Origin of the sequence: Corallococcus sp. AB045, assembly GCF_003668895.1 — a bacterium.
Lineage (GTDB): Bacteria > Myxococcota > Myxococcia > Myxococcales > Myxococcaceae > Corallococcus > Corallococcus coralloides.
In genome coordinates this window covers 1-24,701 of record NZ_RAWN01000032.1, presented here as the reverse complement: position 1 = coordinate 24,701, position 24,701 = coordinate 1, and the positions used below count along the sequence as shown (strand labels likewise).

The window sequence follows — 24,701 nt, the reverse complement described above, 5'->3', positions numbered from 1 at the left end:
GACACGGAGCTCAGCCGGACGTCCAATCGGACGAGGCCTACGTTGCCCGCCCCTCCGTCCCGAACCCCACGACGGGCCTGCCATCCGCCTCCCACCGCTGCACGGCGTAGACGTAGGGGCCGCTTTGGGTCGGGTCGTAGTACGTCAGGGCCACCGACACCCGGCCCACCTCGTCCACGAGGAGCTTCACGAGGGAACGGGAAGCGGCATTGAAGCGCGTCGACGCGACGCCCTCATCCCCGAAGCTCGTATCGAGCATGCCCGTGGCGAGATGGCGCGAGACAAGAATGGTGCAGGGAGTCGCGTTGTCGCCGTCGTGGCAGTCGGCGGCGGCGCCCGCCACGAGGCTTCCTCCCGTGGGCAGGGTCTTGAACGCAAGCATGCGTGACACTGCCGGACGCGTGTGCGTTACCGACCCGAGCATCCCGAACGTCAGGTCCGGGATGCCGTCCGCATGGTGTCGCTCCAGCACGAAGCCCTGGGGGCCTGGCCAGGAGGCACTGGCGATGGGATAGGCCGTGAGCAGCTTGCCGTCCGCCAGCACGTCGAAGAACCGCGACCCATCCGTCCAGCCCAGGGGCGCCACGGGGAAGGTGGGGTCCAGCGTGAAGGAGGGGCCCGCGACCAACATCCGCAACGGCCGCGAGGTGGACCGGCCCTCCGCCGTGGCCACCAGCGTGGCGTCCAGGCGGGTCCTCGGGCCGACGCGCCCGGACACACTCACGACCAGCGCCGCCGCGTTCGTGTCCGCCGACCCCCAACGGTCGGCCACGAAGACCTCGGAGGGCAGGCCGCGAATGGCGAGGGTAACGGGGCCGGTGAAGCCCTCGCGCCGCTCGACGCCCACACGCAGGACCGTGAAGTCGTCGCCGCGCACGAGCAGCTCGGACGGCGCGCGCAGGTCGACAGGGAGGGGCAGGGGCACGTCTGGGCCGGCATCCGGAGCGCCGCCATCCACCGCGCCGGCATCCGTGGCACCACCCTCCGCGGGGCCCGCGTCGGGGGGCTCCTGGACGGTCGTCCCCCCATCGCAGGTGGCGTCGGCACATGAGGCGTCGGGAGTCGCGGTGGACGCATCCCGCCCGCCCGCATCGGCCTGGGGTTCGACGGGGCCGGGCTTCTCGACGGGCTCCTCGTCACCACAAGCGGTGGCGAGCGGGAGGAGGGCGAGCGCCACGAAGAGGGCGCGTCCAGACTGGGGAGGACGGGAGGGCTGGGACCGGTGGGTCATGGACGTGAGCAGGGGCTGTTATGCCTGCCTATACCGTCAAGCCCACCGAGCCCTGGTCGGAGGCCCGGCCGTTTCCGTCCGGCTACGGCTTCGGTGCGATGGAGACCTTCACGCCCTCGCTCCACACCTTGTGCTCGTCCGCGTAGTACAGGTACGCGCGGCTGGACGGGCCCGTGTAGGTGCCGGGCACCGCGGCCACCAGGGACAGCGGCACGTCGATGCGCTTGTGGGGCTCCATGCCACGCCAGTACAGGACGACGTCGCGCCCGAGCACCTCATACGCATCCACCACCTGCCGCTTCACCAGCTCCTTGAGCTGGTCGTGCCGCACTTCCAGTCCGCCCGGCACGCCGAAGATGGCCACCGCCGTGGGCAGCCGCTGGCCCGTGCGGTTGGCCACCACCACCCGCGCCTCGGTGGGCTCACCCTCGGTGAGGGCCGTCTTCGCCAGCGCCACCTCCAGCGTCACCGCAGTGTCCTTGGAGCTGTCCGGCGTCAGCATGTTGTAGGTGACCTCCACCGAGTACGGCAGCTCCGCGCCTCCCTCCATCCGCAGCTCCACGCGGCGCTCGCCCGTGCCCAGCAGCGCGCTCACGTCGGGCAGCTTGAGGGCTTCCTGGGAGGAACCGTCGAAGCGCACCGGTTCACCCACCGGACGGCCGTCCACGTAGACGCGCACCAGCCCCGGGGTGAGCTTGGACGCGCGCGCCTTGTCGTAGGCGATGATGGCGCGCAGCGCGAGCACCGTGCTCTGCGTCGCGCCGTAGCGGCCACCGTCGCTGGACTCCGCGAGGAACTTCATCGCGCGCTCCACATTGCCCACGTAGGCGGGGTCGCGCATCCAGGCCAGCGCCGCCAGCGCGGTGGTCTCGATGTTCAGCGTCTCTCCGGAGCTGCCCACGATGGACTGCGTCGCGCCGCCCACCACGCCGTCCTGCCCCTGCGCGGAGGCGAGCCGGCCCATCAGCTTCCGGGCCTCGGCGGTGTCACCGGCGAGCGCCAGCGCGTTGGCCGCCAGGGCCACCACGTAGCTGTTGGTGCTCTTCGCCGCGGCGGCCTTCACCGAGGCCACTTCGCGCGACAACTCCTTCGCCTGCGAGGCCGGCTGGCCCGCGCTCTCCAGCAGCGTCCAGACGATGTACGCGTTCGACGTGTCCGGGTCCTCCACCCACACGTGCAGCGCGCGGCGCTTGCGATTGAAGCCGCCCTGGCCGTCCCGCTGCTGGAGCAGCCACTCGCGCGTGCGCTCCATCATCGCGGTGTCCACGTCGCGCACCTGGCGCATGTCCGTGAAGTGCAGCAGGCCGAACGCGGTCAGCGCCTCATGGCCCGGGTTCTGCCCGAACCACTCGTAGCCCTTCTCGGACGTCTCGTAGCCCACCAGCCGCTGGTAGCCGCGCTCCAGCTTCTCTCGCGCGCTCGCCACCAGCTCCGGGTTCACGCCGGTGTGCGTCTGGAAGTACTGCTGCGCCATCGTCATGGGGTAGGTCGTGGAGCTGGTCTGCTCGAAGCAGCCGGAGGGCTCCTGGATGAGGCGGGCCAGCGACTCCGTCATGTTGGCCAGCGGGCCCGGGTACACGGCGATGGACGTCCGCACGGTGCCGGGCACCAGGCTCCTGGGCAGCACCACCTGGTGCGCCGCCGGTGCCTTCGAGGACAGCAGCCCGCCGTAGGACACACGGCCCGGGAAGCCCCGGGGCTTGATGGACAGCGTGCGGGTGACGACGTCCGTGTACTCGCCCGCGCTCGCCGTGAGCTTCACGTCCACCGGCCGCGCCTCCTGGCCAATCTCCAGCGAGAAGAGCTGCCGGCCCCGCGCCTGCGAGGCCAGGTCCAGCGTGGGGCCGCCGGAGACCTTTACGTCCCCCTTCAGGTCCACCTTCACTCCCGCGCCTGAAAGCCGCGCCTCCGTCCCGTTCACCAGCGCCACCGGCAGCCGCACCACGTCTCCCGACGTCACCTCGAGCGGCAGCTTGGGCTCCGCGTAGAACGGCTGCACGGACTCCAGCTCCGCCACCGCTGAACCGAGCGCGCCGTCACCGCCCACCGCTCCCGCGAACGCCTTGAACGTCGTCACCGAGTCGCTCATCGCGAAGGACACCCGAGCCTCGCCGGTGCGGGCATCCGTGCGCACCCCGGCGTTCCAGTAGAGCGTCTCCGCGAAGTCGACCCGGTCTCCCGCCTTGCGGTTGGGCCGCGCGGTGTGCGCGAACTCGCGGAGGTAGATCATCTGCCCCTGGATGACCTGCTTGTCGTCGAAGCGCATGTCCCTCTTCGCGCGAAGGGCCCTCCGCTCCATCGGTGCCTCTTCCTCCTTCGCCACCTGGAGCACGGGGGCCGGTGCCTCCACCTCCTGGGCCGCCTCCGCCGGGGGCATGGGAGGCGGAGCCGCCGCGGCGACGGGGGCCATCTGGGGGACGACCGCGCCCTCGGCCTGGCCGGCGAAGGCGTCATCCTCGTTCACGACGTTCCGGTCCATCAGGGGCTTCTCCATTCGCGGCATGCCCGCCACGCCAGCGCCGCGTCCGGCCTTGCTGATGGACGACGGCCGGGGCTTGCGGACGGGCTCCTGCGGCCAGCGCACCGCGAGCACGCGCATCGCCGCGTCACCATGCCGGGCGAGGAAGCCCTGCGTGTCGGTCAGCGCGAAGCGCCGCCAGCCCTGCGTCCCCAGCAGCAGGTCCACCGCCAGCTTGGACTTCGGATTCTTCGCGTCGAGGTAGAGCTGCGCGTCGGCCAGCTCCTTCACCTCCGGCTCCAGCAGCACCATGACCGGGAGCTGCGGCGCCTGGTCGCGCTTCTCCTGGAGCTCCAGCACCGCGTCATCCGTCACGGTGAGCATCACCAGCGCGGAGACCGGCTGGCCACCGCGCGTCGTCCGGGCCGTGAGCCGCACCGGGCCACCGGGCACGTAGCGCGTGCGGTCCGCCTTCAGCTCCACCGACAGCTCCTTCGAGGGCTGGCGGAACACCAGCCGCTCCGCGACGGGCCGCCCGTCATGGTCCCACACCGTGGCGACGAGCACTCCGTCCGCCTCGCCCGGATCCAGCGTCACCGGCCCGCCCTTCACGTCGCCCAGCACCGCGGAAGCGACGCGCACCTCACGCTGGCTCAGCGTCACCGTCGCGCGGCCGACGCTGTTCAGGCCCACGACGAGCTGCACCAGCTTGCCCGCCGGCACCACGTCCTCGCGTACGCGGATGACGGCGCCCCTCGGCTTCACCTCCGGCAGCGGGAAGCTCTTCCGGATGCCCGACGGCGAGTCGATGCGCAGCGCGTACCGCACCCCCGCCTGCGGAGTCAGCTCGAAGCGGCCACGGCCCTCGTGCTCCGAGCTCACGCGGGCGACCACCCGGCCGCTGTCCACCTCCACCACCCGGCCCATCAGGTCCGCCGGCTTGCGCGCGGGCGTGCGCGCCTCGAAGTAGACGCGCGAGGCGAGCCCCGCCACCAGGTCGCCGCCCTCCGGGTACAGGGCCAGGTCCAGCGTCTGGAGGAGGATGGGAATCGTCTTCGCCGCGGACTCCACCACGCCCCCGTCCTCGATGGTGAAGGCCAGCGTGCCCTCGCCGCGCTCCATCGCCGCGGGCAGCGGGAAGCGCACCGTGCAGCGCCCCTTCGTGTCCACCGTGCAAGGCACCTGCGCCACGGTGACGCCATCCACGAGCGCGTTGGCCGTCACCTTCGCGCCCTCGGGCACGCCGCCCTCCGCGCGCTTCACGTCCAGCGTGGCGGTGACGGTGTCGCCCGGCCCGTAGCCATCCCGGAGGAACTCAATCTGGGACTTGAGCCGGGGGGCCCGGTAGGCGCGCACGTCGAACTTCCGCTCCGCCGGGGCCGCGCCCGTCCACGGGTAGGTGACGCGCAGGGTGTACTCGCCGCCGGGTTGGCCAGCGGGGATGGGCCAGGCGTAGCCCCAGACGGCATCCGCCGTGGACGCCGTGCTGGTGGTGACGACGTCCCCCTTCGGGCCGCGCACCTCCACCTGCGCCTGGAGTGAGCCCGCGTAGGGCTTGCGGCTCAAGGCCTCCAGCACCAGGCCCCGCACCAGCACCTGCTCTCCGGGGCGGTAGAGCGGCTTGTCGGTGGTGACATGGGTCAGGTAGCGGTTTTCGCCACCCAGGGAGCGCGTGGTGGCCCGGGCCGCGAGGACCTGGGGCGACAACATCACGAAGACGGCGGCGAACCCCAGCGGCAGGAGCGCGCGCAGGGCAAACGGGACGAGGTGGGCCATGGCGGCATTCAACGGACGACCCCGCCAGAAGTTCTGGTCCTCCCCCGGAGGTACTGCCGGTTCCGCGGCGCTCCGCGGGGAGTGCCACGGAACCGGGGCGACTTCGGGTCGCCTAGCGGTCGTCGCCGTCGCGACCCGCGGAGGCGTCTACCGTGGGACTGACCTCCTGGCGCCCGCCCGTCAGCAGCCAGGCGCGCTGACTGGGGGCGAAGCGAGGTGCCAGATAGCCATCGTTGATCTCGCGAGTCACCGCGAAGCGATTGAACGCCGTGGCGGGGATGAACAACCGCGAGTTGTCCGCGAAGCCATCCGAGGCGGCGTCGACGTCTCCCTCGGCGGCCGAGACGACGCCGTCACCATTCTGGTCGACCCTCGCGACTTCCCGGGCGTAGGCCTGGAAGAGGCGGCGGTTCAGGTTCTTCTCCCAGGGCATGAACGACGCCAGCCGGACATAGACATCCAGGAAGATTTCGTTGGCGAGCCCGCTCGGGATGAAGCGCTGGCGGAACTCCCGCTGGGACTCGATGTCCGCGTCAAAGAGGTCCGGATCGCGGGGGCGGTACGGGCTGTCTCCATACTCTTGCGGAAAGTTCTTCACGCCCAGGGGCCCCGAGCCCGGGACGATTGACTTCAGCAAGCCAATCTCACCGTCCTCGAAGGCGTCAGGAGGTGCCCCAATCTTGTCGGGGAAGCCACCGGTGAACGGCAGCTCGTAGAGCGGGTGGACCCAGTTCGTGGTGTAGTTGAACTCCCAGTAGTTGTGCACATCCAGCTGCTGCATGGCGTTGTACGCCCCCATGCTCAGCTGGATGGGGACGACGTTGCTCTGGATCCACGGGAAGCGATCGTTCTCGCTCGGGAACCGCACGGCCTTCCCATCCGTCGTGAAGAGATTCCCGGGCACATTGTTGTGGTGTCCGATCTTCGCCATCATCGCGGCATCGGCGGGGGTCATCGTGCCGAACTGGGCACGCCCGTCAGGGCGCGCGGGCGCGACCGGCGGGACGACCAGGTCGTGGATCATCCAGCCCTCGTACCACCCGCTCTCGTTGTTGATGACGAAGAGCCCGGAGATGTCCGTGAAGACGTCGATGAAGGCACGGACGTTGTTCGGGTCGGTGGGAAGCCCGGGCTTCGGCTCGACGACGAGCCGTACCGACGCGATGGTGGGCAGCCCGCAGTTGCCGCCCGTGGCCGTCAGCATCGCGGTGTCATTGACGCCGGGAATGATGCTGACGAAGACGTTGCGCTCGAAGCCATTGGTGTCCAGCAGGTAGTACTGGAAGAGCTGGCTTGGCGTGTCCGCCTCCGCGTAGGCCTGCATGGGGAGGAAGGTGTGCGGCCGGCTTGCGAGCCGGAGGATCCGATCCTTCAGCGGCGTGGGCAGCGCGACGATGTCTCCACGTTTGGCCACGGTGGCGACATCCGCGTTGGCATTCGGGTTGGGATGGCACGGCGGCGGCGGTTGCTCCGCGTGAGCCTGCTGAAGCGGGAGCCATGGGGTGACCAGCGCGAGTGATGCGAGCGCACCCATGGCGCGTCTGCGCACCTGCATGAATGGGGAGACAATGTAGGGAGCTTGCACTTCGATCCTCCTTCGGGCGGTGTGCCGACCGTGCACGAAGGAGGGCAAGCGGATGCCTGCCCTCCTTCCTTGACTGCGCCGTGGATCTAGGCCCTGTTCCGCTGGACGCTCAGTGTCCGCACGTCGTCTCCGCATGAGCAGAATGCAACGACCAGGGGACCCGATCGTCTCAGGAGCGCAGGCCCCTCCCTCTCACGTTGCGCGCACTCAGGGGTCGTTGAAGATGAGCAGCCCGCGCGCGGTATCCACCACGTAGACATACCCATCGCCCGGGACGCGCATGCCAATGGCGCCCTCGTAGACGAAGCCCAACCGCTTCGGGTCGGTCTCACGATAGGTGTTGAAATAGGCAATCTCCTGGGGGCGTGTGGGATTGGCCACGTCGAACACACGCACGCCTTCCTGGTACCAGGCGACGTACAGCCGGGTGCCCTTCAAAATCATGTTGTGGATGGAGGTGGTGGGGCGCAGCCAGTGCTCGGCGATGAGCTGGATGTGGGCCGGGTCGGTGACATCCAGCACGCGAAGGTGCGCGCCCTCCTGCTCACTGCCTTCGAACGCGATGGTGCGGCCCGCGAAGGTCCCCACCGCGCTGGCATGGCTGTATTGCCGGTTGTAGTGGTACCGGCCCAGCTCCTTGACCTGCATGGGGTCGCTCGGGTCGGTGACCAGGAAGCCGATGTCCGTGTGGTTGATGTAGAGGCGGCCCTCGTAAGCGAAGGCGTCGTGCGGATAGCTGGTGACGAACTCCTCTGACGAGAAGGTGAAGCGGTTGAGCAGGACGGGGGCTTGCGGTGACGTGATGTCGAAGATGATCGTCTGCTGGGGCCGCAGCGCCATGGCGTAGAGCCGGTTGCCCTCCACGAACAGGGTGTGCACATCCAGGGGAGCGCCGCTGGGCACACTGCGGAGGTAGGTCGGGTCCCCCGGATTCGAGATGTCATAGAGGATGACGCCGGAAGCGCGGGTGGCGATGTAGAGGACGTCGTCCTTGGCCCATGCGGCGTTCCAGTACCCGTCGTCCGGCAGGGCAATGACCTTCTTCAGCACGGGGTGGCGGCGGTCGCTGACGTCGAAGACCGTCAAACCTCCCGAGGGCATGTAGTTCTTGAGCTGGATGGACACCACGTAGGCATGGTTCTTCGTCACGTAGACGTCCGCCGGAAAGCCAAGCCCGACGAAGGACTCGGAGACGAGGTCCAGGCCCCCGGAGGACTCGGCCTCACCGCGGCCCCAGGTCATGCGCTCCGAGTCGAACGTGCCCTTCTCCGCGAGCACGCCGTTGCTGCAAAACGCATAACAGCCGGTGATGTGGTTGCGTTCGGGAGCGTCGCAGCCCGCCAGCGCATACTTCGTGACCACGCCCCGGGTCGTGGTGAAGGTGTTCGCGAGGAACAGGCCCCGCTCATCGAACTGCTGCCGGGTGAGGGGCGTGAAGTTCAGGGTTCCGGCGCCGCCATCCTCCGGGAGCAGGATGCCGGCGCCGCCCCATGGGTACTCGCCGGAGGTCGAGCGCAGCTCCGTCTGGTAGATGCCATGCCGTGCCGCCGTGCTGAGGGCCCCCAGGTCGCACTTCGACAGGTCGAAGAGGGCAGGGGTGTCGCAGTCAAGCGGGGTACCGACTGGAGGGGTGAACTCGCAGGGAGCGAAGACGCCGCGGTCAATCCAGTCGCCCTTCTCCTCGATGGGGGTGGAGGTGCCATCCCACCCCACGACAGGGGGCGTGCCGGCATCCGGTGTCCCCTGGGTGTCGGCGCAGGCCGTCAGCAGTAGGGGGCAGGCAAGCAGCAGTACTCCCAGACCACGGGGAAGACAGGTCATCGATGGGCTCCCTTGCTGGCAGAGGCGGTCACTGACTGGATAGGAGACCCGCACGGCCGCCGTGATGCATCCGGTTCCAGGATTGTGTCCTGGCGAGGTGTCACCGGGGGGGAGTATGAGCAACGGCCATGAGCAATGAGCGCACGCCGGCCGAACCCGAAGTGATGGAGCCCACGTTCTGGCGGAAGAACGGGTGGACGGCCAAGGTCATCAAGAACGAAGACGACGACGGCTGGGCCGTGGAGATCCGCAAGCAGGGGCTCTCCGAGCCCGTCCTGATCAGCCCGTGGGTGATGGGCCGCGACAAGAAGAATCCCAAGCCCTTCGACGCGACGGCGTTCGCGACCTTCGTGAAGACGGCCTCGGAGGTCCTGGATCGCTCCGCGCGACAGCACGAGCAGGCGATGACCAAGAAGCTCTCCATCGCCTGGGAGGGCCGCTGGTACGAGGTCCGGCTCGAGATGGTGGCCGACGAGTACGAACCCCACGCGCTGCTGTCGGCCATCGACGACGCGGGCGCGACCGTCGTGAAGCATCGCGTGCCGGTGAACTTCAAGTTCACCCGGGACGTCGCCAACGAGTGGGTGCGCGGCGGCTTCCGCGAGCCCTGAGTACGCAATCAGGACGCAGGACGACTTCGAGCTCGCCGTCCTGCGGACTTGACCGACAGGGTTTCATCATCACCCTGAGCCAGCAGACTGGATGGGTTGGGAGCTGCCCTTCCAGTGTCTCCATTATGTTTTGATCTTCTTGCAATGCCTGGGTTGCTGCCTCAGGCTGGAAGTCAACGAACACCCGATATCCTGTTTTCGAGGGGGGTGTTGCAGAGGGGGAGACTTCCATGCCGATGCGTCTCAACGTTGCTCCGCGGAACCTGTTTGACCTGGCTTTCAATGGCGGGGGCAGCCGTGACTTTCCGTCGTTCACGGTGGATCAAGCCCTCTCACGGCTGGACCAGATGGGGCTCATTCAAGACAACGTCCGCTACTACAATGCCGCTCGGCAAGCCCATGCCGAGGTGGAGATCGTGGGGGGGAAGATCGTCCGCGCCAGGGATCGCCACTTCTGGAGCAGCACCCGGGAGTTCCTCAATTACAATGGGCTCTTCGCGGTTGGAATGGACGGCCGGGTCCTTGTCACGCAGGACGAAGGGGCGAGGGGCGTGGGCGCGGCCACGAGGAAGAAGCACAGCAGCATGCTGGCGGGAGGCCAGGCGCTGGCTGTCGGTTGTTTCTCGACGAACGCCCAGGGATACCTGACCTCACTCGACAACAACTCCGGGCATTACATGCCCAGTGCTCAATCCCTGAACTGGTTCCTCGCGCAGTTGATCCAGCAAGGCCTCAACCAGATGAACCTGGCTGGGGTCCGCTACGTGTATTCGATTCCACATGGTCAGCAGGCGAGTGTGGTGGTCAACCTGATCCGGTGGAATGCCCTTCAAACAGCGATGAGGTTCAATCAGCCGGCTCAGGTGGCCATGCCCGGTGGGATGTTGAGGTTCGATCGGGTCGCGCAGCCGCGCGTGGTCAACGCTCAAGGTGCGGCGCCCAGGCCGGGCATGGTGGATGCCTGCTTCTACGCATGTGACATTGACCTGGCGAGGGAGTGACCGCGATGGAGGCCATGCCATCCGGACGCTCAGACATTGTGAGAGGAGCAGCGGCGATGAACATGTTCAGGTTGATGTGTGTGCTTGGCTGTGGAGTCCTGATGTCGTGCGGCGCCCCGATGCAGGACGAAGAGGCGGCGGTGCTCGGCACGCGGCAAGAGGGCCTTGCCCAGGTCTTCACCCAGCAGGCGGGTTTCACGGCGGCCACCGGCGCCACCCAGCTCGCGTTCCCCGCGATCGCGTTTGACGCGTATCCCGACCATCCCTCAGGCGCGGGGTCGAGCTGCGGCCATACACCGCCGGGCGTCGACCTGCCGTGGGGCTCCAGCGCGCCCACCGTCAACGTCCTGGCGCCTCGTGCCAACAGCTGGCTCTGCTTCATGGGGCCCGGCTGGAATCACAGCAACAACACGAATCCCCTGCCCGTGAAGCCCACGATCATCGCCAACGGTGAGGACGACTTCGAGATCGCCTTCCTGCGACCCGTCTCCGCCGTGGGCCTGGAGTTGCTCACGAACGGCGTGGCCCAGCACAAGGTGACCCTGACCTTCACGGACGCCACCCAGGAAGTCTTCGAAGACGCGGTGCTCGATACGGGTGCCAATGCCTTCGAGTTCGTGGGGTTCCAGTCCTCCAAGCGCATCCGGTCCATCTTCATCGACACCACGGGCGGCGCCTCGCAGAACGAGGGCATCGCCGCCATCTGGACCGCGCCGTGACGGACCGCGGCCCGTAGCCGTGGGCAGATCGAAAGATCCGCCGATGCCATCCGAAGCCACGCCCTTCCGGGGTCGGCGCGAGCTGCCTACCGTCGGTCGCATGGACAATGTGGCGACGATGACGGAGAGGCTGCTGGCGGACGCGGGACTCCGGGTGGGAATGCGGGTGCTCGATGTCGGCTGTGGAAGGGGCGACGTGACCTTCATGGCCGCGAGCCAGGTGGGCACGCAGGGGCAGGTCGTGGGCGTGGACCGCGATTCCGGGGCGATTGAGCTGGCCCGCGTGAGGGCGCGGGAGCAGGGCCTGTCGAACGTCACGTTCGTGGAGGGAGACCTCCTTGCGATTCCGAAAGAGCAGGGCCTGTTCGACGCGGTCGTGGGACGGCGGGTGCTCATGTACCAGTCGGACGCCGTTGAAGCCGTGCGGGGGCTCGCGAGGGCCGTGAAGCCCGGGGGGCTGATGGTCTTCCAGGAGCACGACTCGACGGGGGGACCGGCGAGCCTCATGCCCTTGCCGCTTCACGTGAAGGTGCGTGAGTGGATCTGGCGCACGGTGGAGCGCGAAGGCGCGAACATCCACATGGGCTTCGACCTGGCGTCGGTCTTCACGAAGGCAGGACTCACGGTTGAGCAGGTCCGGGCGATGGCCGTCGTGCAGACGCCCACGCAGGCGCATCCCACGGGCGCCATCGTCCGCGCCATGTTGCCCCGAATCGTGAAGCACGGTGTGGCGACGGAGGCGGAGCTCGATGTGGACACGCTCGACCAGCGGCTCACGGAGGAGCGCGTGAAAGCGGGTGCGACCTACATCGGGGAGCTGGCCTTCGGAGCCTGGGCGAGGGTGCCCGGGTAGGCGTACCTGGGCTCCCAGGACAGCCGTGGCTGGCGTCGCCCCCCTTCTGGAACCTGCAACGCGCTGGTAAGGGCAACTTCCAGCGACTCGACGCTGCGCTGGACTACATCGGCCGCCGTCTCAAGGAGGACTTGGCGGACATCCTGGGCCCGCTGAACCTCACGGCGAGCGAGCTCGCCCACCAGTTCCAGCGCGCCAGTCAGTACGCCAATCTCGCCGGAGACCTGGCCCGCCAATCATCGCGAGGCTATCGACTTGGATCATCGCGACCTCTCGAGGGGCGACAGAGGGGCCTTCGTGGTCATCCGCTTCAGCCCCGTGGGGCTGCTGGAGCACTCCCACGCCACCCGAATCTTAAGGCCCGGTGAACGACAGACAGGGACTGAAGCGGCTATGACGCCATGGGGCACTCGGCGCGCTGGAGAACGTATCGCTTGGCGCATGAAGCGCCCACGGCCGTACATCACGACGCATCTGCTTCTACGGATGGAACTTTTACGACGTGTGGCGTCCCTGGTGCCTCCCTCCTCGGGCAAGCCTCACGAGGTTTCACGGCGTCCTCGCTGCAGGCGCCGAACTGCCGCCATTTCTGGTCCCTCACGCAGGTGATGAAGATGCGAGCGCGGGGATTAGGCCGCGGCCAGGAAGAAGAGGGAGTCGCAGCCTGGGCAGGCGCGTACCTGAAGGGGCTGCGCAACCTCCCCCGTGGCCAGCGCACTTTTCGGGCGGCCTCCTTCAGCAGCCGTCTCCTACCTCGCATGCACCAGCATGCCCCTCAAAGGGCCTCCACCTGCTCCATCCGTTGGGCGACTTTGGTAGTAATAGAGACGCTAGGGAGGGCCCATCATTACAGGCCTTATTTCCGGAAGAAAAAAGCGAGGGACCCCATTTTCGCTGTCCTCATGTTGAAGTCTCATCCAGGGGACAGGATTCGGGACGTTGGTACAAATATAGACGCTGAAGCGGGTTCAATCGTTACACGGGCCCCTCCGTTTCCCAGGGCGCATCTTCAACTGGCTTGAAGTTCACATAGCTCACCCGCTCGGGTCTCCAGGGGTTGCTGTTTTCATTGGGGATAGGCAACCTACGGGGTGAAGGTGGGGGAGGTCGAAGGGGGCGATCCAGGCGGATGTGTGTACGGGCGGCCTCTCGGCCGTGTGTGTCTGGCCATGAGCATCGAGGAACAGCCAGGACGTTATTCCAGCGCTCTCAGGTCCGACGAGGCCGAGGACGCTCTCAGGTCTGAGAAGGCCGAGGAGCTTGCGCGCTTCTATGCGGAGCATCGGGCGTGGAGCTACCAGCTGGCCCGCCAGTTCAGCGGTGGTGGGTTCGACGAGGAGGACCTCGTCTCCGAGCTATGGACGCGCGTCGCGCAGCACCTCTCGTGGTGGGCTCGTGAGCCGGCAGTCGCGCGCGCCTGGATGAGCGTCACCTTCAAACGTCTGGTCGTGGATCTGATCCGGCGGCGCCGCCGGGAGGAGGAGGTCAAGAATGCGGGGCTCTACACCGGTCTGGCGAGCGGGACGTACTCCTCCATGTCTGGCACTGACGAGCTGGCGCAAGATGAGTACCGGGAGGCGGCTGCCCATGTGCTCGACCAGCTCTCGTCAGACGAGCTGGAGCTGCTCCTTGATGACGGCCGGGCGTCGCCAAGCTCGCAACCCCTGGATCCACGAGAGGCGAACGCCCGACGGGTGAGGCGCCACCGACTCCGTCGGAAGCTACGCGAGGCTCTGGATGGAGCCGGGTTGCTGCGTCCCGAGGATGAGGGGCGCAATGGACACTGAGGCCACAGAACTACTCATCCTCATGAATCAGCTGGCCAAGCTGGGGGTGCGCGAGGGGCTGCTGCCGGTCAGTCTATTGCTGATGTATCGTCGGCTGCCCGCAGTCGTGCAGGTGGCCATCGTCAAACGCTGCGGGTTGCCCTCCCTGGCGTTCGGAGTGATGGGGCTCGTGGCAACGAGGCTGTATCCGGAATTACAAGCCCTTGGCTCGACCTGTGGGATCGGGGGAGGCATGATCCTCGGTGCCGTCATCGCGCGGCTGTGGGAGCCGCTTCACTTTCATCTGAGTTTGAGGGAGACAGACCGCCTTGAGAAGCGGGGAGTGATTACGGCTGAGCGAGCCAAGGAACGACGGGCCTACTTGGTGGACGAGCACTTCGAGGAGTCTGTCCGCGTGGAGGTGGGCCCTCCGGTCCTGCGGCAACAGCTGGCCCCCCCGCTCCAGAACAACGGCAGCCAGCTCATGCCTGACGGCAACAATGTGTCCGGAAGCTCCGGAATCAATTGATCTTCTGATGCTATTTCCCAACCCCATGAAGCAGGAGGGGGCCGTGCAGCACTCCCATTTGGACGCACAGCAGCAATCCATCGTCGACGCTCCCCCGAGCGCCAGACTCATCGTGGAAGCCGGCCCAGGCTGCGGGAAGACCCAGGTGGCCTGCGCGCGGGTCGCCGGGGTGCTGGGCAAGGGGGAGGTGCCAGACCGCATCCTCCTGCTGAGCTTCACCCGGACCGCCGTGCATGAGATGCGCAACCGCATCGCCCGGATGGTGGGGGCCGGAGTCAGCGCCGTGCGCGGCGTGGAGATCCGGACGATCGACTCCTTCGCCTGGCGTATCACGACGGGCGTCCAGGAGGTCACGATCAACTCCTACGAGGACAGCATCCAGGCCGCGTGCTCTGCCCTTGCGCATCCTGATGACGAGCTTCGCAGCTACCTCAACCGTTTCAACCAGGTCCTGGTGGACGAGGCCCAGGACCTGGTGGGCCCTCGCGCGGCACTCATCCTCACGTTCCTCAACGCCCTGCGGAAGGACGCTGGCTGGACGGTGTTCCTGGATCCCGCGCAGTCCATCTACGGCTGGTCCAACGATTCCGGTGAGAGCGGCACGGGCGAGGGTTTCCTCTCCAAACTCGACCAGCTCAAGGGCTCCGTCCAGCGCAAACCGCTGACCCGCATCCACCGGACGACTCGCCCCCAGCTCCTCGAACTGCTCTCGAAGACCCGGTCCATCGCCCTTGATGTTCCGTCGGGCAGCCGTCTCGAGCAGATGCAGGCCGAACTCGCGAGCCGCGCGGCGCCCGAGAAGCACAACCCCAGCGACACGGTCGAACTCGTCAAGTCGCTTGGTCAGGACGTGGATGACTCGTTGCTGCTCTTCCGCTGGCGGGTAGACGCCCTCATGGCGGCGTCCTACCTCACCGGCGCAGGCATCTCGTACCGGCTGCGCCTGGGCGGAATGCCCCGGGTCGCCGCACCGTGGATTGCCCTGGTCGCCAATGCGCTCGCTCGCGCACGTGCCCGGATGTCGGGGGTGAGCCGCGAGGAGTTCGATCGGGCTTGGGCTTCCGAGTGCGCCCCGCGGTGGTTGGCTTCAGGCTGGACGGCGGACTCGGCCTGGGATCTGCTGCGGCGGATCGGCCCCTCGGGAAAATTCTACGTGGACTTCAAGAGAGTGGCGGACCGACTCGCGGTGGCCGTCCTCCCGGATGAGGCCTTCGTCAAGGACATCGGGCCCGGTGGTCCCATCATCGGCACCGTCCATGGCTCCAAGGGGCGTGAGGCACGCCACGTGTTCTTCTGCCTTCCCCCCGGGACCCGCGATTGCGAGAACGACAGCGAGGCCGACGAGGAAGCCCGCGTCCTCTATGTCGCGGTGAGCCGGGCGACCCAACAGGTCCGCGTCCTGCGCGGTGCCGAGCTGGGGCGCGCCTACCATGAGCACCGCCCCTGGCGGAACGTCCACAAGGGGCTCCAGGTCGAGCTCGGGCGCGAGGGGGATGTCGATCCTGTGTGGCCCCTCTGCATGGAGCATGGCGGGGAGGCGGAGGCGCAACAGGATGCGTTGGCCGACTTCGATGGACAGGTCCGCACCGTCCATATCCAAACGGAGAGCCGCGGCAGCTGGACTCGTCGCATCATCCTGGATGGGGAGGAGCGCAAGCTGCTCGGTACCCTCAGCAAGAGATGTCTCGACGAACTCGGGGAGATCATGAAGCTGCAGCGTGCTCGAGGAGGAGCCCCGCTCCGGATCGGTTTCCTCTCGTGGATGGACGTCACGACGGTTGCGATGCACGCGGATGACTCGCGCCTCTCCAAACTCGGGTTCCCCTGGAACGAGACCCGCCTGTGGCTCGCGCCCGTGATCGCGGGAATGGGCTACATCAAGAAGTATTGGTGACGACATGAACCACCTGGAACAGTACCTGGCCGCCGTCGAAGCCGATCTTGTTGGCCCGGCGTGTGGACCCGATGAGCGCCTCGAGAAGGCGCGACCCTCCGACCGTTATCTGACGGGCATCCTCTTCCCGGAGCAGACAGAGGAGCTCAGCGAGGAGACCTCCGCCGAGGAGGACGACGACCGGGACGAGGCCACGGATGATGATCTCGGGCTCGACATCCCCGTGGCAATGAACGCCATGCGGAGGCCAGCCTCCATGGGGATCTCGTTCTGTATTCGCGGCAATCGCATCCGCGTGGAGGCCAGCGCCGCTCGCTACGTGCGGCGTTGGCTCCTGGCGGGGCAGGTTGTCCGCGAGGACCAGGGGCGCAGCAAGGAATGCTGGGTACGGGAGCCGCTGGCCTTCTCCCGGGACATCGAGCTTCACGAGGGGCTGTCCCATGTGGAGGAGGCCATCCCGGGCCTGTGCTGGTGGGTGAGGGTGCTCGGGCTTGAGGCCGGCGTCCGCCAAGTCACGGTAGTGCTGCAGAACACCCATAAATCGGTCGAGGGCCGGGCCGAGATGGAGGAAATGGCCTTCTTCCAGACCCGGTTCGAAGCGCGGGCCGGTCCGGGTGCGGAATTGCTGCCCCGCCATCCGTCGCGACGCTGGCTCGATGAGGACGGCCGCGCCAGCGCCCTCATCTACCGCAAGATGGAGGAATGGGCGGTGGGGCATACCTGCTCCGCCACCTGGGGAAAGGACGAGCGGGGTCGGTTCGTCTCCGCCACCTGGATCCCCAGGCAGTACGTGCCCTCCACGAGCGCCAATGGCCACGAGCTCTTCGCCCAGGTCTCGGTCAAGGTCACCGGGAGCCCTCGCGGAGCCTTCCAGGCCGAGGCACTTGCCTCTGCGGACCCGAAGCGGCTCCATGCCCTGCTCTCGGTCTTGCCGCGTGCCTACCGCGAGTGGATCCAGGAGCAAAGGGAGCGCCTGGGGGAGCTCTCTTCGGAGGAGAAGACGCAGGCCCATGTGCACCTGAAGCGCGCGGAGGGGATCGCAGGCCGGATCGAGGCGGGCATCGCCTGCCTTGATGAGGATGACAATGCGCGGCGCGCTTTTCAGCTCGCCCACCGGGCCATGCTCATTCAACGGCGCTGGGGGAGCTCCAATCCGAAGCTGGCGCTTGAGTGGCGTCCTTTCCAGCTGGCCTTCCAACTGCTGGGAATCCCCGGGCTGGTGCATCCCACCGCTGAGGATGGATCGCCCTCCCGAGAGCGGCAGATCATGGACCTGCTGTGGTTCCCCACGGGCGGCGGAAAGACGGAGGCCTACTTGGGGCTCATCGCGTTCCTGCTCCTCTTCCGGAGGCTGCGGGCGGGAGACGAGCCGGACCGCGGCGCGGGGGTGGCGGCCATCATGCGCTACACCCTTCGGCTACTGACGGTACAGCAGTTCGAGCGCGCCTCGCGGATGGTGCTCGCATGCGAGCACCTGCGGCGCGAAGCTCATCGCAGGGGAGACGCCTCCCTGGGGGAGAAGCCCTTCTCGATCGGGCTGTGGGTGGGAGGGGATGCCACGCCCAACCTGGTCCAGACCGCACGCGAGAGCGAGTACGAGGCCAGGAAGGCCCGGCAGCTGACTCGCTGCCCCGCATGCCAGGAGCCCGGGCTTGTCTGGGATGCACTCCGGCAAGGGGAATACATCGTCGAGTGTCGCGCCGCTGGGTGCCCCCTCTCGGGCGCCCCGCTTCCCGTCCACACGATCGACGAGGTGATCTACCAACAGAGCCCCTCGCTGCTGATTGGCACTGTGGACAAGTTCGCGCAGATCGTCCGGAAGCAGCAGACGATGCATCTGTTCAACGCGGCAAGCATCCCCCCCGAGCTGATCCTCCAGGACGAACTCCACCTCATCTCGGGCCCGCTCGGAACGGTGGTGGGGCTCTATGAAGCGGCCATCGATCAGATCTGCAGCCGGGAGGGCATCCCTCCGAAGGTGGTGGGAAGCACGGCGACGATCCGCCGAGCGGAGGAGCAGGTGCGCGGACTCTTCAACCGAGAGGTCTCCCAATTCCCGCCCCCCGCCATCAACTGGGATGACTCCTGCTTCGCCGTGCGGGACACGAAGACCGCTGGACGCCTCTATGTCGGGGCGACCACGGCGGGGCGCAGCCCCAAGTTCACCCTGCAGGCTGCCTGTGCAGCATTGTTGCAACGGGCCGATCCAGGAGAAGGCATCTTCCCGACCGACGCGGAGCGGGATCCCTACTGGACGCTGCTCGCTTATTTCAACTCGATGCGCGAACTGGGCGGCGCCCACGTGATGATGCTCGACGACGTCAATGACAGCATGACTGTCTACTCGCGCTCGCACGGTTGCAAAACCCGTGAACGCATCGAGGAGCCGCTGGAACTGACGAGCCGCGTACCCTCGTCGGAGATTCCCGACACCCTCGCACGCCTTGAGAAGAGCCTGCCCCGGCAGGATGTCAGCGTGGTGCTCGCCACGAACATGATCTCGGTCGGTGTCGACATCCCCCGACTGGGGCTGATGGTCATCAACGGCCAACCCAAGAGCATGGCCGAGTACATCCAGGCGAGCTCGCGCGTGGGCCGTGGCAACATCCCCGGGCTGATCGTCACCGTGTACAACGCGGGTCGGGCCCGGGATCGTGCTCACTACGAGTCGTTCCGCACGTGGCACCAGTCGCTGTACCGGGAGGTGGAGGCGACCTCTGTCACTCCCTTCGCGCCTCGTGCCCGGGACAAGGCGCTCCACGCGGCGCTGGTGGCCCTGGCACGGCACCTGGTGCCCGGCATGGAGAATGACGCCGAGCTGACCGATGAACGCCGCGAGGAACTGGAGCCGTACGCGCAGGCGCTCTACGAGCGGGCAGAGGCCTGCGATCCGTACGAGGCGGAGGAGACCTGGGAGCATCTCGTGAAGTTGCTGGACATGTGGGAAGGCCGCGGGCCCTTGGGTGACTACTGGAATGACTACAAGCCGGCTCAGAGCCTGCTCGTGTCCGCAGAGAAGGTCGCGGAGGTCCGCGCGACGAGCGGGAATTGGAACCACGCCGCTCTCGCGACTCCCAATTCGATGCGTGAGGTGGAGCCGAGCGTCCGGTTCCGATTGGTCAACGGTCTCGCGCGCACCCAAGGGGAATGAAGATGTCAACACCTAGGAGAAGCAACAGTGGCCCTCGCCGTCCCATGAGGCGCGCTCCGGGGCAGGGCCCCGCAGGCCCCCAGGTCCCACAGGGCCCCCGGATCATCGGCAGCGTCCGCCGCAGTCACGTAGCGAGTACCTTCGGACCTGGATCCGTGGTGGACTTCCGGGCGCCGGGTTCTGGCGCGCCACTCTCCGGCCTCGTCACGGGCCTGGAGGAATGGGATGGGGCCGCCCCGAACGGTCGTTCAGGTCTGCTGCACTTCCAGAGAACGTATGAGCCCCGACTGCAGCGCCTCCTCCGTGTGGGCGGGTTCCGGCTTCCTCCGGTCAAGGAGGCTGCGGACGAGTCGTGGACGGACGTACTCCCGGTGGTGCGGTTTCCCCACTGGCTGATGTGCCCGGCCTGCGAGCGCCTGGCTCCCGCCGACGAGTTCTCCTTCGACCCGAACAGGCCCGAGCGCCGCTGCGCTGGTTGCTCCCGGGATGCATCCACCACCTATGCCGTCCCGGTCCGCTTCATCGTCGCCTGTGAGAACGGGCACCTGGACGAATTCCCCTGGACGAGGTGGATCGACTGCAAGTGCGCTTCGCCGAGGCTGGTCCTGAAGACGACGGGGGCGGGTCTCGCTGGCAAGCTCGTGCAGTGCACGAATACCGACTGCGCCGGCTCGCCTCGCTCCCTCGAGGGGGCCTTCGGGAGCGAGGTCCTGGCCACACGGCGAATGGCGTGTGCAGGTAAGAGGCCCTGGCTTCCGACCGCACCGGAGTGGGGTTGCGAGAAGAAACCGCGGGTCATCCAGCGCGGCGCGTCCAGCGTGTACTACTCCGCCATCGAGTCCGCGCTCGATATTCCCCCGTTCTCCCCGAACCTCTCCCAGGTCATCGGCCCCTATGCCGACGATGTGATGAGTTGCCTCCCAAAGGATTGGCCCGATTTCATTCGCATCAATCGATTGGAAGAGAAGTCAGGGACGAGCAGGGAGGAACTCCTGCGCACCTTCGAGGAATGGCGCCAGTGGAGTGAGGGCAAGGAGGCTGATGCTCCGCTGGAGTGGGCGGAGTACCGGCAGCTCAAGCTCTCCGCACAGGAGCCGGTCGACAAGGGTGAGTTCCAGACAAGACCGGAGCCTGTCCCGCAGGAACTCAAGCCGTATCTGGACTCCGTTGTCCTGGCACGGCGCCTTCGCGAAGTCCGTGCGCTCGTGGGCTTCACCCGGATCAAGCCGGCCTCGGGACCATTCCGGTCTGATAACAACAGCCGCTTGGCGCGCATCTCCGTGCAACCCCCGAAGTGGCTCCCCGCAGTCGAGCTGCGAGGGGAGGGCATTTTCATGCGCTTTTCGGAGAAGGCGCTAGAAGCTTGGGAGGGCAAGAATGTGCGCGCGCGCGCGAACTGGTTGGCGTCCCGCCGGACAAACCCACACGCGGAGCCCGCTGAGGAGTCATTGAGGACGGGGCCTAGGTTCCTCCTGCTGCACTCGTTCGCGCACGCGCTGATGCGTCAGCTCTCACTCTCCTGTGGCTACAGCAGCGCGGCGCTGCGCGAGCGACTCTACGTCGGTGATGATCCATATGCCATGTGCGGCGTATTGATTCACACCGGGAGCGCCGACTCGGAGGGTACACTTGGAGGACTGGTGCGGCAGGGGAAGCAGGAGTTCCTTGAGAAAACCATCCGGGAGATGTTGGCCTCCATGGCTTGGTGCTCCTCGGACCCGCTCTGCATCACGTGCGCAGTGACCTTGTCCTCGCCCGACAACCTCTCCGCTTGCCACGCATGCCTCCTGGTACCGGAGACGTCGTGCCAGCATTTCAACCTGTTGCTCGACCGCGCGATGCTTGTCGGAACGCCTGAGGACCCTTCAGTGGGTTATTTCAATCCTCTTCTCGCAAGGAATTCATGAGGTGTTCGTGACGTTGCCGCGCCGCGCGTCCACCGAGGGTCCCCTCAGCCAGAGCTTCATTGAGGCGTGAATGGGCTTAATACACACCGGCCTGAGCGGTTCCCGGTTCCTCGGCGTCTAGGCCATGCGCAACTACGTCGCAAGCCTCGTGCTGGAATTCGACGAGGACCTGGCGGGCATCCTGGGCCCCCTGAATCTCACGGCGAGCGAGCTCGCCCACCAACTCCAGCGCGCCGGACAGTATGCCAACCTCGCCGGAGACCTGGCTCCGCAGTCATCGCGAGGCTATCGACTTGGACCATCGAGCGACCCCACAAGCGGCGACAGGGGGACCTTCGTGCGCATCCGGTTCCGCCCCGTGGGACTGCCAGAGCGCTCCCATGCCACCCGGATCTGAGGGCTCTTTCCCACCCCATCCTCAGTAGCGCCCGCGGCGCTACTCCTCCGCGGCCTCTTGGGGCTCCTGGAGGTCCACTGCGACGGTATGCTCGTGAGATGTCCCCGTCATTCCTGGTGTTGCTGTTGATCGCAGTGGTCATGGGAGCCCTCGTGGGCTTCTGGTTGCGCTCCTCCAATCGTGAGCAGCCATCGGAGCCGCCTCCCCAGCTGTCTTCGGAGGAGGGGCAGAAGAGCCTCGCGGAGTTGATCGAGTCCGGGCAGATGATCAACGCCATCAAGCTCTACCGGCAGATTCATGGCTGCGGCCTGAAGGAGGCGAAGGACGCCGTGGAGGCGATGCGCGATGGCCGGGCGCCCATGGAGTCTCTGGCGCGCCGTGAGGTGTCCGGCCCGGACGTGAACGACGCCATCGAGCGCGCCGTTCGAGACAACAACCTCATCCAGGCCATCAAGCTCTACCGCGACCAGCACGGCGTGGGCCTGAAGGAGGCCAAGGACGCGGTGGAGGCAATGCGAGCCGACCTGCTCCGGCGGGGATGAGAAGTCGAAAGAGCCAATCTCAATGATTGGCGCAAAGTGCATGACCTCCTGAGTTGGAGGCGGCCATCGTCGGCGCATCTTCTCCAGTCTCGCCTATACTTCGGCGCCGCGTCCGTCGCCCCGTCCTGCTGGAGGTTCGATGCCGTTCACGCCCGTTCCCGCGACCTATCCCATCCAATACACCTGGACCAACGGTCCAACCGCCGCGCTCAACCGCCGCATCTCGGATGTCGGAGGCGTCGCCACGGGAGGGGGTGGTGCGGCCACCCGGCTCTCCGCGAAGGACTGGGCCAGCGCCCTCGATCCGCGTGAATCCGTCATGGGGGCTCCCATACGACCTGGCGGCGTCGACGCCAGGGCGCGCTACAACGCGCTGGGCGCTTGGGTGACCCGGGCGATTGCTGACTCCGGTCGTATCTTCGAGGAACTGGCGGACGCCGTCCGTCTGGCGGAGAGCATTGACAGTGTATTGCCCACCGGGACGCCCGCGGCGCCGTTGGCCCTCATGCCGGATGGCACGACGAGCGCGATCGCGATCAACAGCGACATGACCGGCGACCTGTGTTGGCTCATCGCCGCCATGAAGCTCTGCCCCGAGCTCGCGGTGGCGATCCGCATCGGGCCGACCGAGAAGCATCTGAGGGTCTGCTCCGCCATGATTGAACAGCTGGTCGATGAACGCCTGGGCCGGCGGACCATTCTCATCACCGGACCCGTGCCGCCCCAGCACGCACCGGTCCCGGCCTGGGCGACGGGGTCCAAGACGACGCACTGGCATCCTGTCCACATCGCACGCGCGAGTCTGCCGGCGAGGACGAATGTCGAAAGCTGCTTGAGTACGTCACGCCGGGTCTTCGAGGCCGCGCGGGAGCAGGCGCTGGATGATCAGCGCTCGGTCGCGGATGTCGCCTGTGAGTTGTTCAAGCAGTCCTTCGCGGACCGCCTGATGCTCACGGAGAGGAATGCCATTGATGGCGCGATCCAGGCCTTGACCCAGAATCCTGGCTGTCTGAGCACCCACGCCGGCTACATCCTGGTGGCCAACCGCCTCGAAGATTACAACTGCCAGCACAACACCACCGCGGCTCGCCTCGCCGCGGTCAACGGAGCCCGTGGCGCTCGAAGGCTGGTGACCTTCGGGCGCCCTCCGGTGGGAGGCGTAGGCAATCACATCGACCTCTACGCGAATCATGCCCGCACCGAGCGACAGCGCGCCTATTTCTGGGCCGCCCTCAAGGCGACGATGCGGCAGCTGGGGCGCGATGTCGTGATTGTCGGGGGGCGGAGTGGAACCTTCGATATCGCCTACCACTCGGGGGAGGAGCCCACTGGTGGAGGGTTGTGTTGGGACATTCCCGGGGCGGCACGTCGCGATCCCGAAGTCGATCGGCTCCAGCAACAAGCCGGTCCCGGCGGCAACAGCGGCCTGAGCCTCGCCAGCTTGGCGCCCATCGCGTCGGACCGCCGCAACGGCGGCGACGCCGAGGCGGGAGATATCGCCGCGAGGCTGACCGGTCTGCTCTACGGAGGCGGACCGGGCCTGGTCCGCAATGCCACCTTTGCCTCCGTTACCGCGACCACAGTTGCAGGTGCCGAGAGCCAGGCGATGCGCAACGCGGAGGTGGGCCGCGCCCTCTTTCAAGGTCAGACCGCGGGGAACATGGGCTCCGTCCAGCTTGGAACGACGGAGAGACTGTCGGATCAGATCGTCAGCGATCTGGCCTGGAGGGAGGCCACCACGGCACGTCGGGCACTGCCGGGAGTGGCATTGGCTCATCCCGCGGCGGTTCCGAAGCCCAGTCCCGACCCCGCCCAGTTCCGGTGCCCGGTCTGTGGCGACACGCAGCCAATGAAAGCCAAGTACCGGCTCCACCGGATTTTTAACCGGCATTGAGCGGGTGGGCGGGCGGTCCGAGCTTCACGCGCGAGCGGCTTCACCGTCTTCTTTGTGGGAGGAATCTCCCACATCCAAGGAGCGATGACCGTGAGCGGTGACGACAAGCAGAAGCAGTATCCCTTCTTCTGGGGCATCTACTACGGCCTCGCGAGCAAGCCTCCCCAGCTGTTCGTCGGTGGGCTTCGCACGCTCGGGCAGCTGGGATTGCAGGGCCCCCAGCAGCAGCAGGTGATCCAGTACCACAACCTGCTCACGGCCCGGGCGCTGAAGGCCGGGTTCCGGTACGCCTCGGGGTTGAACGTCGATCCGGCGCTCGTCGCGACCCTCTGGAACGCGCTGCCTCCCGAGGCTCAGCAGAACACCCTCGACTGGACGAAGCAGCAGGTGGGGCAGTTGATCGGTGGCTCGGCGTTCAGCTGGGTCCTCGGCAAGGGGCTCGTGAAGTACCTGCCCAAGCAGATCGTCACCCCCGCGCTGTTCTTCCTCAGCTGCCAGGGCGCGATGGGGCTCTTCTGGAAGGATGGGTGGGACAAGGGGCCTCCGCCGCCTCCTCCTGGGGTGGG

General features: G+C 67.0%; 17 protein-coding genes. 13 read left to right on the top strand and 4 right to left on the bottom strand.

All coding sequences use genetic code 11. The features are described from left to right. Positions 1–37: 37 nt before the first annotated feature. From D7Y21_RS10520 to D7Y21_RS10505, 4 genes are all read right to left on the bottom strand, one after another. Positions 38–1,177: a hypothetical protein gene (locus tag D7Y21_RS10520; protein ID WP_121712926.1), complete on the bottom strand. Its 1,140-nt coding sequence runs from the start codon at positions 1,175–1,177 to the stop codon at positions 38–40. Positions 1,178–1,313: 136 nt separating this feature from the next. Beyond that, positions 1,314–5,465 (bottom strand): MG2 domain-containing protein, encoded by a 4,152-nt coding sequence (locus D7Y21_RS10515; RefSeq protein ID WP_121712924.1) that lies wholly within the window; start codon positions 5,463–5,465, stop codon positions 1,314–1,316. A 112-nt stretch (positions 5,466–5,577) separates the two neighbouring features. Further along, positions 5,578–7,050, bottom strand: coding sequence for a hypothetical protein (locus D7Y21_RS10510; protein ID WP_199724555.1), 1,473 nt, complete (start codon positions 7,048–7,050; stop codon positions 5,578–5,580). Positions 7,051–7,257: 207 nt separating this feature from the next. Continuing rightward, positions 7,258–8,871: an LVIVD repeat-containing protein gene (locus D7Y21_RS10505; protein ID WP_121712922.1), complete on the bottom strand. Its 1,614-nt coding sequence runs from the start codon at positions 8,869–8,871 to the stop codon at positions 7,258–7,260. Positions 8,872–8,999: 128 nt separating this feature from the next. Here D7Y21_RS10505 and D7Y21_RS10500 point away from each other — a divergent pair, with 128 nt between their 5' ends. The 13 genes from D7Y21_RS10500 to D7Y21_RS10435 all read left to right on the top strand — a co-directional run. Beyond that, positions 9,000–9,482, top strand: a complete 483-nt coding sequence (locus tag D7Y21_RS10500) for a hypothetical protein (protein ID WP_120565789.1) — start codon at positions 9,000–9,002, stop codon at positions 9,480–9,482. Positions 9,483–9,712: 230 nt separating this feature from the next. Beyond that, a complete protein-coding gene (locus tag D7Y21_RS10495) occupies positions 9,713–10,483 on the top strand; it encodes a hypothetical protein (protein ID WP_120565788.1) in 771 nt (256 codons plus the stop codon). A 101-nt stretch (positions 10,484–10,584) separates the two neighbouring features. Further along, on the top strand, positions 10,585–11,202 hold the full coding sequence (locus D7Y21_RS10490) for a hypothetical protein (protein ID WP_147469252.1): 618 nt from the start codon (positions 10,585–10,587) through the stop codon (positions 11,200–11,202). Between the two features lie 43 nt (positions 11,203–11,245). After that, positions 11,246–12,055, top strand: a complete 810-nt coding sequence (locus D7Y21_RS10485; RefSeq protein WP_121712918.1) for a class I SAM-dependent methyltransferase — start codon at positions 11,246–11,248, stop codon at positions 12,053–12,055. A 1,169-nt stretch (positions 12,056–13,224) separates the two neighbouring features. Continuing rightward, positions 13,225–13,842: a sigma factor gene (locus D7Y21_RS10475; RefSeq protein ID WP_147469251.1), complete on the top strand. Its 618-nt coding sequence runs from the start codon at positions 13,225–13,227 to the stop codon at positions 13,840–13,842. Positions 13,843–13,864: 22 nt separating this feature from the next. Next, on the top strand, positions 13,865–14,350 hold the full coding sequence (locus tag D7Y21_RS10470; protein ID WP_147469250.1) for a hypothetical protein: 486 nt from the start codon (positions 13,865–13,867) through the stop codon (positions 14,348–14,350). Positions 14,351–14,393: 43 nt separating this feature from the next. Next, entirely contained in the window at positions 14,394–16,244 is a 1,851-nt protein-coding gene (locus tag D7Y21_RS10465) for a UvrD-helicase domain-containing protein (protein ID WP_199735393.1), read from the top strand. Positions 16,245–16,248: 4 nt separating this feature from the next. Next, positions 16,249–19,395 carry a helicase-related protein gene (locus D7Y21_RS10460; RefSeq protein ID WP_121712909.1) on the top strand — a complete coding sequence of 1,049 codons (3,147 nt, stop codon included), beginning with the start codon at positions 16,249–16,251 and terminating at the stop codon, positions 19,393–19,395. A 44-nt stretch (positions 19,396–19,439) separates the two neighbouring features. Continuing rightward, positions 19,440–21,302 (top strand): DUF1998 domain-containing protein, encoded by a 1,863-nt coding sequence (gene drmB, locus D7Y21_RS10455; protein WP_121712907.1) that lies wholly within the window; start codon positions 19,440–19,442, stop codon positions 21,300–21,302. Positions 21,303–21,426: 124 nt separating this feature from the next. Beyond that, a complete protein-coding gene (locus D7Y21_RS10450) occupies positions 21,427–21,699 on the top strand; it encodes a hypothetical protein (RefSeq protein ID WP_121712905.1) in 273 nt (90 codons plus the stop codon). Positions 21,700–21,797: 98 nt separating this feature from the next. Further along, the gene (locus tag D7Y21_RS10445) at positions 21,798–22,241 is read left to right on the top strand and encodes a hypothetical protein (RefSeq protein WP_121712966.1); all 444 of its coding nucleotides are present in this window, start codon (positions 21,798–21,800) and stop codon (positions 22,239–22,241) included. 139 nt (positions 22,242–22,380) lie between these two features. Beyond that, the gene (locus tag D7Y21_RS10440) at positions 22,381–24,135 is read left to right on the top strand and encodes a hypothetical protein (RefSeq protein ID WP_121712903.1); all 1,755 of its coding nucleotides are present in this window, start codon (positions 22,381–22,383) and stop codon (positions 24,133–24,135) included. A gap of 90 nt (positions 24,136–24,225) precedes the next feature. Continuing rightward, positions 24,226–24,701: hypothetical protein (locus tag D7Y21_RS10435; protein ID WP_147469249.1), on the top strand; the 476-nt coding region annotated here is incomplete at its 3' end.